Annotated in this window: 11 protein-coding genes and 1 pseudogene; 4 read left to right on the plus strand and 8 right to left on the minus strand. The window is 42.2% G+C overall.

Going from position 1 to position 11,805, the window contains the following annotated elements; genetic code table 11:
* Window positions 1–220 precede the first annotated feature (220 nt).
* The 4 genes from OCV24_RS07330 to OCV24_RS07345 all read left to right on the plus strand — a co-directional run bounded on the left by OCV24_RS07330 (window position 221) and on the right by OCV24_RS07345 (window position 2,878).
* Window positions 221–778 (plus strand): nucleotidyltransferase family protein, encoded by a 558-nt coding sequence (locus OCV24_RS07330; protein ID WP_054395232.1) that lies wholly within the window; start codon window positions 221–223, stop codon window positions 776–778.
* A 156-nt stretch (window positions 779–934) separates the two neighbouring features.
* Window positions 935–1,318: a hypothetical protein gene (locus OCV24_RS07335; protein WP_150878053.1), complete on the plus strand. Its 384-nt coding sequence runs from the start codon at window positions 935–937 to the stop codon at window positions 1,316–1,318.
* Between the two features lie 664 nt (window positions 1,319–1,982).
* Window positions 1,983–2,492, plus strand: coding sequence for a peptide deformylase (gene def / locus OCV24_RS07340; RefSeq protein ID WP_150878051.1), 510 nt, complete (start codon window positions 1,983–1,985; stop codon window positions 2,490–2,492).
* A gap of 56 nt (window positions 2,493–2,548) precedes the next feature.
* A complete protein-coding gene (locus OCV24_RS07345) occupies window positions 2,549–2,878 on the plus strand; it encodes a hypothetical protein (protein WP_230855771.1) in 330 nt (109 codons plus the stop codon).
* 171 nt (window positions 2,879–3,049) lie between these two features.
* On the opposite strand, the pseudogene OCV24_RS07350 reads toward OCV24_RS07345, so the two are convergent.
* The 8 genes and pseudogenes from OCV24_RS07350 to OCV24_RS07385 form a co-directional block, all read right to left on the minus strand.
* A pseudogene (locus tag OCV24_RS07350) lies at window positions 3,050–3,449 on the minus strand (TolC family protein); the annotation flags it as partial.
* A gap of 185 nt (window positions 3,450–3,634) precedes the next feature.
* Window positions 3,635–4,294, minus strand: a complete 660-nt coding sequence (locus OCV24_RS07355; RefSeq protein ID WP_017057312.1) for a sugar transferase — start codon at window positions 4,292–4,294, stop codon at window positions 3,635–3,637.
* Window positions 4,295–4,303: 9 nt separating this feature from the next.
* A complete protein-coding gene (locus OCV24_RS07360) occupies window positions 4,304–5,491 on the minus strand; it encodes a glycosyltransferase family 2 protein (protein ID WP_136997712.1) in 1,188 nt (395 codons plus the stop codon).
* Window positions 5,488–6,630 carry a glycosyltransferase gene (locus OCV24_RS07365; protein WP_136997710.1) on the minus strand — a complete coding sequence of 381 codons (1,143 nt, stop codon included), beginning with the start codon at window positions 6,628–6,630 and terminating at the stop codon, window positions 5,488–5,490. The genes OCV24_RS07360 and OCV24_RS07365 overlap by 4 nt, the downstream gene beginning before the upstream one ends.
* A gap of 316 nt (window positions 6,631–6,946) precedes the next feature.
* On the minus strand, window positions 6,947–8,380 hold the full coding sequence (locus OCV24_RS07370) for a GumC family protein (protein WP_017057309.1): 1,434 nt from the start codon (window positions 8,378–8,380) through the stop codon (window positions 6,947–6,949).
* Window positions 8,377–9,495 carry a glycosyltransferase gene (locus OCV24_RS07375; protein WP_017057308.1) on the minus strand — a complete coding sequence of 373 codons (1,119 nt, stop codon included), beginning with the start codon at window positions 9,493–9,495 and terminating at the stop codon, window positions 8,377–8,379. The genes OCV24_RS07370 and OCV24_RS07375 overlap by 4 nt, the downstream gene beginning before the upstream one ends.
* Window positions 9,488–10,273 carry an acyltransferase gene (locus OCV24_RS07380; RefSeq protein WP_017057307.1) on the minus strand — a complete coding sequence of 262 codons (786 nt, stop codon included), beginning with the start codon at window positions 10,271–10,273 and terminating at the stop codon, window positions 9,488–9,490. Before OCV24_RS07380 ends, OCV24_RS07375 begins: the two co-directional genes overlap by 8 nt.
* Window positions 10,274–10,365: 92 nt before the next feature.
* On the minus strand, window positions 10,366–11,739 hold the full coding sequence (locus OCV24_RS07385; protein WP_150878048.1) for an O-antigen ligase family protein: 1,374 nt from the start codon (window positions 11,737–11,739) through the stop codon (window positions 10,366–10,368).
* Window positions 11,740–11,805 lie beyond the last annotated feature (66 nt).

The following is an 11,805-nucleotide window of genomic DNA, read 5'->3' on the forward strand; positions in this document are numbered from 1 at the left end:
TTTTACTTTTGCGTTCAAAGCCATTAGTTTTATAGCTAATTCAGCACCTTGGCGCTAAGACTTTGGCTTCATCGTGGTGGCAAACTAACAAAGCGCTTAAGACAGATTCGCAACGCGTGGCATTTTTAGTATGCGTTGATTTTAGTGTTTAAGGTGTTATGCGTTGGCTTCGTATTATGTTGCTCACTACTTAGCTTAGCGTTAGTTGGCAGGGGGGAACATGTTAGAACATCAACTGGAAAAGTTAATTAGAAATACTCCTGAGCTAATGGAAACTGCACAAGCATGTATTGACGTTGGATTACCTGATTACTTTATTGCTGGAGGTTCAGTCACACAACTGATTTGGAACTCACTATCAGGTGAAAGACCACTCAAGAATGTTAAGGACTTCGATATTGTTTACTTCGATATCGCTAGTACATCTAATGAAGAAAGCTACAGCAGTCGAATTAACAGTATCGTAAATCATAAAGTCCCAATTGATGTGGTAAACCAAGCACGTGTTCATGAATGGTACCCTCATAGATTTGGCCAAACTATACCTGCATATACAAAAGTAGAGCATGGCATTGATTCTTGGTTATCTGCATTTGCGATCGGATTTAGGTTAAATTCAAACGGTACAATGCGTATTTACTCGCCTTATGGGCTAACTGATGCATTCAATAAACGGGTAAAGCCAAATCCCATTGCAATGACGCGCGAAAGCTACAACCAAATGGTCGATGGCTATCGTAAGCGTTGGCCTGACATTACAGTGGAGCCTTGGGAATAGCCAACTAACAAGGCGTTTAAGACGGATTCCCAACGCTTGGCATTTTTGGTTTGATTCAGCTTTAGTGTTTACGGCACAATGGTTTAGGTCGGGTGGTAGCGTTGCTCACCACTTAACGCGGCGTTAAATGCACGTGCGTTCTAATAGGATTTACGGATGAATCGAAATATAGAATTTAGAACTAATTTATGGCATTGGAAAATGGTGTTGTCCATGGTGACAAGCTATGTGGTTTTCACATTTATTTTCAATTGGTTCTACGAAACTGAATTTCAATTATGGTCAGTTCTAGTCGCAGTGACGAGTATGGTGGTTGTGTATTCAGTTTTAGCCTTGTTTAAGAAGAGTCATTTGTCAGTTGTGGGAAATGATGTTTTCCTCCGAGGACTCAAGGCTGAGTTGATGGCTAAGAAAGGTATGTTTGGGCATCAATATATTCAAATTACCTCAAATACAGAAACGGGCTACCATCGGCTTAAAGTTACCAAGAATCAGATTTCTTTTTCAGACTGGGAGTTTCTGTTGGGAAAGTGCATTTAACAAAGCGTTTAAGACGGATTCCCAACGCTCGGCATTTTCGGCTTACTTTGGGTTAAGTGTTTATGTCACAATGGTTTAGGTAGGGTGGTTGGCGTTGCTCACCACTTAACGCGGCGTTAGTTTGCAAAGGGCAGAAAAGCGTTTGTGGTCTAAAAGCCTTGTTCTGCGTTCTAGCTATTCACCTGTTATTTCCCAAAGACTTTTTCATCGAAATAGGCATCTCGCGTAGCCAGTTTTTCGGTTAATTGGCTTTCGTGTTATTCAATGCTTTCGTGTTAGTAAGGTTCACTTCTCAACGTTCTTGCGCGCTGCTTCTTTGGTTTTGAACGTTAAGCGGGAACATTGAAAGATGGTATTTGTGGTTGTCGGCATCTACGAAAGTCTTCTTAGCCAAGTGTGTTTTGTTAGTTGGTTTTAAATTATGAGCTGCCCGTTTTACTTTTGCGTTTAAAGCCAGTAGTTTCATGGCTAATTCAGCACCTTGGCGATAAACCTCTCGTTTCATCGCGGTGGCAAACTAACAAAGCGCTTAAGACAGACTCGCAACGCGTGGCATTTTTAGTATGCGTTGATTTTAGTGTTTAAGGTGTTATGCGGTGGCTTTGTATTGCGTTGCTCACTACTTAATTGGGTGTTAGTTACTTCCAAGGACTATAAGGTAAATATGGCAGTTTTAGGAATTCTGACTGCACCAGATCCAAGGCTCAAGCTTAAAGCGGAAAAGGTGCAAGATCTGTCGACGGTACAAACATTAATAGACGATATGTTGGAAACGTTATATGCGACTGACAATGGTATAGGTTTGGCGTCGACTCAAGTTGGTCATAAAGAGGCCGTTGTTATTATCGACCTTTCAGAAAGTCGAGATGAACCGTTAATTTTAGTTAACCCAGAAGTGGTTAGTGGCTCAGATAAAGCATTGGGTCAAGAAGGTTGTTTATCAGTTCCTGATTACTATGCAGACGTAGAGCGTTTTACCTCAGTTGTTGTGTCTGCTTTAGATCGCGAAGGTAAGCCAATTACCATAGAAAGCAATGATTTCTTAGCTATCGTAATGCAGCACGAAATAGATCATTTGTCGGGCAATTTGTTTATTGACTACCTTTCTCCACTTAAGCGTCAAATGGCCATGAAAAAGGTTCAAAAGCACGTAAGGTTGATTTTGTATTCTTGAGTGTGTCATATCGTGTTGTTTTCTACTGAATTAGATGGTTTGTGAACAGGGGAGTTATGGGTAATTATTTAGATATTTGGTTCACGGTTACCGCCCTAGTTTTTATTGTCAGCTTACTTTCAGCAATGTTTGTTGGCGTTTGGCATAAGAATGGGAAAGCGTTAATACTATTAATCGGAGTCGCGTTCATTAGTATTGCTCTGTTTTTTTCTCAAAAATATCAAATTAGATGGCTCCTTTCTGAAGAGTTGAGTGCGTCTAGTTTCGTCATTGAGGCACATGAAGAGTTTGAAGCATCTAAATTGTTAGATTCTTTGAAAAATAAGAAGTACGTGGAGATGAATAGAACGGACCCATTGTCTAAAAGTAAAGTGCGTATTCATTAGACTTAGGCAGGCAGATACTTCTAGATGAGTACCGTTAAATACAAAAATACCGCCGAGATCATCAGCGGTATTTTTATGGATCTAATTGTCCATGTAAGTAATCTGTCGCTGCTTATTTAACCAGAGCTAACTGTCGAGGCCCTGTTTTTTGCTAGGTGTTTTGTGTGTTGCTTAACCTTCTTTTGCTGTCTGTTCAGAGGAGTTTGCTTTCGGCTTTACTTGCCAATCTCCGCCTAAGGCTTTGTATACAGCAATGGTGGTGCTGGCTGTTTGAAGTTTGGCGGCCAGAGTGGCTTCATCAATACGTTTTTGTGCGGCCATAGGCGAACAGGCTTGAATCTACTTCTGTGAATGCACTGTCTACCGAATGTTGGTAGTTAAGTGCAGCTGATCGAAACCTTGCTTCGTTCAGCTTGATCATAGCTTCACCTCGACCACCATCAAACACATTCCAGCTAATGCCTGCGGATGCTGCCCAACCAAAAGAGTCGCTGCTGAACAAGTCATCAAAGCTTCCCACAGTCACGCCTAGTGTGCCAGTTAGGAAGAACTTTGGAAAACGATTGGGGATGATTAGCAGGTATCGTATATTAAATGGGGTACGAAATCGAAAAAAAAACGATGAGCAATTAAGTACTCATCAGTTTTGGTTGGGTCCGAATTAACCAATGCTAAGCAAGAAAGTTTATACTTGAACGTAGCTATATTTGAACGTAGCTACGTTTTAACGTGACCAAAGGTTATCGCAACTCGATACTAGCGACCTCGGCCATCAACCATCACCAAAATTGTTTTTGTCATAATGTTTAGATCTGCAGCAATCCATGATCTCATAGAACATAGACTAAGAGCATAACTGTGGTCGAAGCCAACTTTGCGACGAACATCTTCAATGCACGTGTCATACCCTTGGTTAACCTGTGCAAGACCTGTGATGCCAGGCATAACACCATAAGTACGGTCAGCAAAGTAAGGGATTTCATTTTCCAGTTTGTTATAGAACGTTGGGCGCTCGGGGCGAGGGCCAATTAATGACATTTCTCCTTTCAACACGTTAAACAACTGCGGAAGCTCATCAAGGCGCGTCTTTCTTAAAAAACGACCAACTGGTGTGATTCGAGGGTCATTTTCCGTTGCCCACACTGCACCTGAGCGAGTTTCCGCATCTTGATACATGCTACGAAACTTCATGATTTCAAAAATCTCCATCTTTTCCGGTGTCGATTTTCCGACGCGCAGTTGACGGTAGAAGATCGGGCCGCGAGAAGTCAGTGCAATAGCCAGTGCGATAAATGGGAACACTGGAGATAAGATGACTAACGCGAGTAAAGAGCTAACAAAATCAAAGGTGCGTTTCGCGCGAGAAATCTTGTATTGGTATAGATTCAGGTTTGATAGTTGATCAATGTTCATCATGGTCAGTCCTTAACGATTCACTCGAGTCCAAGGGGAGTTTTCAAGTCCCAGTAGGTAACGTACGCCACCAATGAAGTTGGCATAATGACCAACGATTAAATAAGAAATTAATGAAATAGGCTTATTGATCAGGGCTTTTGGCATGATGCAGCCCAGTATACCAATGCTGTAGACCGCGATTTGTATCCAAAGTAACACTTCGAATAACAGGTTTTCTTTGAGAAGGGCGGAGCAAACTAAGCACATAATCATTAGATAAGGAGTGAGAAGTCGCAGGCCTTTCCCGGAGAAGAAAGCAAAAGCGGTGCCTTTGAATTTAGGGTTAAACAAGCCACACAACAGAATCGCTTGTTGCATGTTGCCAGCAGAAATTCGCAAACGTCGATTGAAGTCTGTCTTTAGGTTTGATTCTTCTAATTCTAAAGCCACCATTTGCGTTTCGTATTCAGCTATATAGCCTTGTTTAACGATTTGCATGGGTAAAATAAAATCATCATTGATGGCGTTATGAGGTAATAACTCAAACAGTTTAGTTCGGAATAAGTAGAAGGCACCGTGAGAACCTAAGCTCGAACCCATTGATGATTCATACTCTTTGACAGCGGTTTGATACTGCCAATAGCTATTCTCACCTGTGTTTTCCGTTGGGTATAATTGATAAGTGGCATTAACGACACCAACCTTGTCATTTTCAAAATGAGCAGCAGCAATCAATAACGCATCCAATGAAATGAGTGCTGAAACGTCACTAAGAGCAATGATATTACTGGTTATGTTTGTTACTTCTTCGTTGATAATGGCGACTTTTCCTCGATTTTGAGCATAGTCATGTATCTCGAAGTGAACATCACTACACATCGCTTCTTGGATTGCCATTTGTGCCACTTCGACCGTGTTGTCGTTACAGCCATCACATGCAATGATCACTTGCAGTTTCTTTTTTGGGTAATCCAATGCGGCTAGGTTACGTATTTTGTCCGCTATCCACAGCTCTTCGTTAAAAGCGGGAACAAGAATGGTCACAGTTGGAAGTGTATGATCTTGTTGATCGTCTTTGTAACAACGCGAACTCTCTGCAATTTGACGTGTAGGGTGGTGTCTTGCATACCAACGGAGTAATATCGGGTACGCGACATGATGATACATAATCAAAAGCCCAGAGAATAAACATAGTCCAGCAAGTATCCCATTCATCATGCATATTCTCCTTCAGTGATGTTGTTATAAGAGGCAACCATTTTCACAATGTCGAAGTTATTCAGAACGTAGCGACGAGGGTTAGAATTATTTTCAAAAGTTAGATTGATTTGATGTTGCTTCTTGACTGATGAGTTGAGACTGGCTTTAAGCAGTTCGCCTGCTAACCCTGTGATACTGCCACTGTTGACAAGATGTCCACTGACTGGACAGAGTGTTTCTTCGACAGCCCCCACATTCATTGCGACGGTCGGAATGTTACAAGCTTGAGCTTCTAATGTAGACAGTGGTAATCCTTCGTGACGAGATGGTAGGCAGAAGGTATCGAGAGCACTGTAAAATGTGGCCATGTCTTCAACTAGACCTAAAAAGATGACGCGTTCGACCAAGTTGAGTTTGTTGATGAGCAGTTCCAACTGTTTGCGTTTAGAACCTGTGCCAGCAAAAGCAACAATAGTATTTTTTGGAAGCAGTGTAAGTGCTTTGATCAACTGGTCTTGTCCTTTAACGTGCTCTAGACGACCTGCGCAACCTATGATGTTTTTGCCTTGTGGTAGATTTAACGCTGCTCTTGCATCAATTTTAGATACTGGCTTAAATTTGTCGCAATCAACGCCATTTCTGATGGTAATAATATTGTTGTAGGTGAAAGCTGAGCGGAGTTGGTTGTAGACACGTGTTGCATCGGCCACGAGTGTTGGTTGAACGGCTTTCAGTGCTAGTGCTTGTAGATGACGGCGTTTATCGTCTTGAAGATGCCACGCATCGTGTTCGGTATGGATTCGGGTCTGTACACCGGTGAGGCGAGCGGCATACCCCGCGTAAAGTAGTGGACCAATATGATGAGTATGAACCACATCTGGACAAATAGATTTGAATGCTTTGATCAACTTGAGAATGACATTGAATTGAACGCCTGGCGCTTTGTCTAGAAATATGATTTGGTTTTGGTAACGCTCCAACTTTGGCCAGTTATCAATAGACTCTTGTTTTGTTCCCTCTAAGCTTACAATAAACACTTGGTCACAAGGCTTAGCAAGGCGAAGCAAATCTAAGGTGAGTGTCTCTAGGCCTCCAGGAGCAAGATGCTGAACAACATGTATTACCTTCTTCCCATGTGTTGTGAGTTGGTTTTCCATAGTGCTCTCCCTGCTATTAAGTTATCTAAGTTGTTTCGTATTCATTTTGTTATTCAATAACTGCACGAGTTGTGCCAATTAATTAATCTTTACTTATCATTAACTTAATTGCTTTTTTATTTTATCCTCTTGTTATTCTCAAAATAGGAATCAAAACAGAATGTCGAAATAGGTAAGAGACTAATTAAGTGGGAGAAGAATAAGGCGAGGCGGTGTTTTAATCTGACAAAGACAAATGAAAGAGATGAAAATACAAGCGTAAAAAGTGCCCATAGAAAGAAAAACACCAGTACGAAGCTGGTGTATTGGTTAAGTCTTAAATTGGATTGCTCATTTTGGGGATAACGGTGATCACAGGAACGCCCAAAATATCTTCGATTTCTTCTTTACGTTTGATAGAAGAATCAAACAATTCGAATAACACCGCTAAACCGACACCAAGACCAATGCCAGCAACCAAACCTGCTAGGATAAATACGAATGTCGGCATGTTAGATTTTACGCTTGGTGTAAAAGGCAAATCAATAATCTTGACTCGCTTGTTCTGCTCGAATATACCTAGAGAGCCTGTTAGTTGTGCCATTTCATAGCGTTCAGTAAGTTCATCATATAACTGACGTTTGATCTTCACATCTCGTTGAAGTCGGTACATTTCTTTTGCGTTTTCACCGAAGTTGTTGGCCTTGTTTTCCAATTCAAAGATTATAGTGCGAAGGCTTTTTGTTTCTTCTGTTAATGATTCAAAGCGCGATCGCACTAATTGAAGGCTTTGCAATTGTGTGACCAGCAATGGTTGATTGTCGGATAGCTTACTCAATGTTGTGCTACTCGCAATATCCCACAACTGGTCATTGTTCATTCCTGGTTGTTTTAGAGCCAGCAATGTCTTGCGCTCGTTCTCCAGCCTCTCTAGTTCGCGAACCTTGGCTTGAACTGCGCTGTGTTTGTCTGTGTATTTAGCTTGTAGCAAGGTTAGCTCACTACGAATATCAATCAATTGGTCTTCTAAGCGCCCAATTACCGGGTTGGTTTTCGATAGTTGCTGATCAATCGAGCCTAGGCTTTTTTGGACACCAGATAACTCCGCCTCTTTCTCGGCCAATGTTTGTTTGAGTGACGCTAGTCGATTCAAACTCTGACTCTGAACTTCAGGTGTTGAGTGTACGTTTTCATTTACATAAAGTGCTAACGCTTCCTCTGCTTTGGCTAATTCTGCGCTGCGTTCGTCAATATGTACTTTTAAGAAGCTACTAGAGTCTTGAATTGATGAACGCTCCGGCGCTAACAGCTGCTCAATAAAATGCTCGCTGACTGACTGAAGGGTTGCCTCCATGCCAGTTGGAGTGTTTGACCTCAGGCTTATTTTTAGAAAATCTTTTCCTAGTTGAGTGACTGATAAACGTTGTGACAAATCGGAGATGAGTGTCTCTTTGTCGAAATTGGACATTTCCGGCGTGAGCAATTTAAGCTCTTCCGCCACTGAGTAAAGTACATGGCGGCTATGCAGCAGTGTTCTGAGTGCGCTAATTCGATCTTTAAGCATTGTCGATACAGCGATGTCTTTTAAGAAAGGGTTCATCTTTGCGGTTTCTTGGATCAACATGCTGGTGTGAGCATCATATTGGGTAGGAGCCAGTTTACTGACTCCGAACCCGACGAAGGGGAGAACAAGAATCGGGACTAATATTACGTAGCGTTGACGCCACATTGCATTCAAAAGAATCAATAATCGCAATTTCAGAGTATTCATAGTAGCTCCAACATCCAGTGTACGAACTTGGCGCGGTTCTGCCAGCTGTCTTTTTCAACGAGTGATAATGGTGAATTGTTAAGCTGCCGAGCTTTGTTTAACGCCTCTATCATTTGTTGTGCATTACTGACCTTTGTTACGTGCTCTTGATAAGGCAATAGCGCTGGAAAAGGAGTGGTTACAATAGGCGTTCCTGCCGCAAGGTATTCCATCAGCTTTAAAGGGCTACATGCACGAATCTGTTCGTTATCAACAAATGGCAAAAGGCTCACATCCCAATGTTGTGAATAACTTGGCAAAGAATGATGTGGTTTTGGACCAAGGTAATGAATATTGTCAAGGTTAGGAAGCGCTAAATTATCAAGCTCATTCGGGCCAATGAAAACAAAATCCCAGTTAGGCATTGCTGTCGCTACATGTTCAATAAGGCCGTAATCGAGCCATTGAGATAGGCTGCCATAAAAACCTGCGATTGGTCTGTGATTACTGGGTAAGTCTTTCGCTCTCGGTACTTGAGTAGAGAAAAGGCTAACATCTACGCCATGTGGCAACAGCTGGACTTTATCTTCTGGAAACTTGTTGATTAATGTCTTACTCGCGGCAAAAATTAGGTGCGATTTTTTTATCAGATCGGATTCATGCTCGGCAACAGTTTGATGGTCAACTCCGGCTAATGCACTAAAATCGTCTCCACAATAATAAACCACTGCGGATTCACCAAGATGACCACACAGGTCGACAGCGGTAGGAAGTGACGTCCACAAGATCGGTGCCCGCAGGTTTAGCTGTGCGATAATGGGCTTTAGTTGTTTCAACATGAGCATTTGTGCAAGCTTTCTTGCTAATGTTGATGAAGGTGCGGGGATAGTTTTTAGGTTTACCACCGTAATATGACTGTGTTCATTTGAATCGAGCATATTCTGTGTCACGGCATTGGTTTTACCAAACCATTTGTTGAACGCACGCGTGACATCTTTTGTTGACAGTTTAGGTTGTCTTAAACCAATGGAGTTAATCCATAGCACTTTGTGTGTCTTAGCTAAATGGCGAATCAGATGCTGAGTGGATGAAGGAAGCCCGCCAAAGTCTTCACCAAATACGATTAGATCACGCATAGTCACCTCTATGATTTTCAAACGATTTAGCGGTATCTGGTTTGGCTGCTTTAACTGATTGAACCTGTCCTACAACTCGTGCTGGGTTGCCGGCTGCAATTGCAAACGGCGGGACATTTTTGATGACGACACTACCTGCAGCAATCACAGCGCCTTCACCAATGGTCACACCGCCTTTTACGGTCACGTTTGTGCCTAGCCACACATCTCGCTCGAGGATAATATCGCTGATCTGTTGGGGGTCATCGCCTTCACCGTCGGCTCTTCGTTTTGCATCAAGAGGGTGACCCGAATACCCAAACAAGAATGCACCGCCAGCGATACGAACATTGTCAGAGATGATGACACGTTTACCCACTGCAATCGTTGATTGCCAGCCGATATCAACATTGTTGCCAATCGATAGAAGAGGGGGCTTGAAACTGTCTAGTGGCTGTGAACACCCTGAAAATGTCGTGTGGCCAGAAATTCGACAGTTATCGCCAATTGAAATTTGTAAAGGACCACTCACAAACGGTAAACCACCGTACAGGTACAAATGTTTTCCGCATTGCGTGACTCTTCCTTTGAATGCGGGTGTCCAATAGCAAAAACGAGTAAAGCCCGTAATCATGCTCACAACCAACTTGTGTAATTGGTAAAGGCAACGGTTAACCATTTGTGGGGTCGGTAACTCTGCGCTTCTTACGCTTTTCAAGATAGAAAATACATTTCGAATTCGAGAGTTTGGGTGAAACTTAAGCCAATGCTTGAATTGATGTAAGGATACTGTCGTCATAATGAAATTCCTTTTACGTTGTTACATAGAAGTCTTTCATATTGCGTGCCACTAAATAAATATATAATTTTCATATAGTTATAGCTTGCCTTTTAGATTTTCTCATTTTGACAAGCAGTATGAGACACGTTTGATACGCAAACGGTAAGTGCGGCTAAGATGTAAATTGGCCAGTTGAAGCCTTGTGTTAGGAAGGTGCCTGATACAATGGTACCAATTAAGCCCGCATAGACAGCATAAGCAACTGCATTAAGCTCGGGAGCGACCGCCGTACCTGCTTCAGACAGTCTTGCTAGTGTGGAGCGAGAAGTTCTGATTAATGAGATAATTAGGATGACAAAAATAATGAGACCAATAAAACCTGTTTCTGCTAGAACGCCAAACCATGTACTGTGAACCGCGTGATTTAAACCATCCCAGTGGGCGCTGTAAAAAAAATAATTTGAGAAGAAATTGTTTAATCCAACACCAGTCAATGGGTTTTCCACGGCCATTTTTATTGCAGCTTCCCAAGCGTAAATTCTCCCCATGGCAGATTCATCAATGCCTTGCTCAGCAGCGCCTCCAGAGGCTCTGTCGGCAATGCCTGCGACAAGATAAAGTATAATCGCAGCTATGGATCCTAGCGATAGCAACAACACTTTTGAACGAATCAATTTCAAAGCAAAAATACCTATTACCGCAATAGAGCCAAGTAATCCTCCACGACTCTGAGTGGCAATAATCGCCGCTAGCAATAAGACGCAAACTAGCGCACTTATTATTCGCTTGAAATGGGAAATGCCTGGCGTTGTGGTTTGACTAATGGCGAATGCCAATGGGAAAAGCAACACCAAAGCGAGGTCGTTCGGGTCACCAAGCATCGAACCAAAATCTCGTCCAATGGTTACTCTTGATCCTTCAACAAGACCAATACCGTTCACGGAGTTATAAACGGCGATAGTACTCACTAATGCGCCGGCGTAGATGATGGTCATCGCTGTTTTAGCAAGATTTTCTGTTGTATTAACGAGCCAAACGATAGCGAGGGACATGACTATTATCTTCCAATAAATGCTTTTGAACTCTGTGAGCGCTATGTTTCGGTTCGACGCGAATACGATTCCAATAATGGTTAACACCCAAAATATAGAAAGCCAATTAAGTGAAGGGTGCCAATAGATTTTTAGCTCTTTACTGATTAGTGAGTGCCATAACAGTGCCGATAAGGCCCCTATGGATAGCAGCAAAGGTATTTTCAAAGGGTAAAGTAAAGGTAGTGCTTCGTGAATTCTAAAAAATGAAAACACAACAAACAGGATCACAAACCAAAATGCTTTGTTGATAATAAACAGTGCGCCTAAAGGAATGAAGGCGATCAATATCACCATCGCTGGATGTGGAACAAAATACCAAGCAGCACCAATCAGTAGGCTTAAGGTGGATAGCCCAATAATGAGTGGTGTTCTGTTGGCTTGATATTTCATTACATCTCCTAGAAACGGATATATCTGCTAGCTCTGTTGATAGGCCTTTCTAATCGACAATTTGAT

Source organism: Vibrio kanaloae, assembly GCF_024347535.1.
GTDB lineage: Bacteria > Pseudomonadota > Gammaproteobacteria > Enterobacterales > Vibrionaceae > Vibrio > Vibrio kanaloae.

Excerpts from the sequence above, each read along its gene's own strand:
- OCV24_RS07330 (WP_054395232.1), top strand. The coding sequence starts at position 221 with ATGTTAGAACATCAACTGGAAAAGTTAATTAGAAATACTCCTGAGCTA.
- OCV24_RS07335 (WP_150878053.1), top strand. The coding sequence starts at position 935 with ATGAATCGAAATATAGAATTTAGAACTAATTTATGGCATTGGAAAATG.
- def (WP_150878051.1), top strand. The coding sequence starts at position 1,983 with ATGGCAGTTTTAGGAATTCTGACTGCACCAGATCCAAGGCTCAAGCTT.
- OCV24_RS07345 (WP_230855771.1), top strand. The coding sequence starts at position 2,549 with ATGGGTAATTATTTAGATATTTGGTTCACGGTTACCGCCCTAGTTTTT.
- OCV24_RS07355 (WP_017057312.1), bottom strand. The coding sequence starts at position 4,294 with ATGATGAACATTGATCAACTATCAAACCTGAATCTATACCAATACAAG.
- OCV24_RS07360 (WP_136997712.1), bottom strand. The coding sequence starts at position 5,491 with ATGATGAATGGGATACTTGCTGGACTATGTTTATTCTCTGGGCTTTTG.
- OCV24_RS07365 (WP_136997710.1), bottom strand. The coding sequence starts at position 6,630 with ATGGAAAACCAACTCACAACACATGGGAAGAAGGTAATACATGTTGTT.
- OCV24_RS07370 (WP_017057309.1), bottom strand. The coding sequence starts at position 8,380 with ATGAATACTCTGAAATTGCGATTATTGATTCTTTTGAATGCAATGTGG.
- OCV24_RS07375 (WP_017057308.1), bottom strand. The coding sequence starts at position 9,495 with ATGCGTGATCTAATCGTATTTGGTGAAGACTTTGGCGGGCTTCCTTCA.
- OCV24_RS07380 (WP_017057307.1), bottom strand. The coding sequence starts at position 10,273 with ATGACGACAGTATCCTTACATCAATTCAAGCATTGGCTTAAGTTTCAC.
- OCV24_RS07385 (WP_150878048.1), bottom strand. The coding sequence starts at position 11,739 with ATGAAATATCAAGCCAACAGAACACCACTCATTATTGGGCTATCCACC.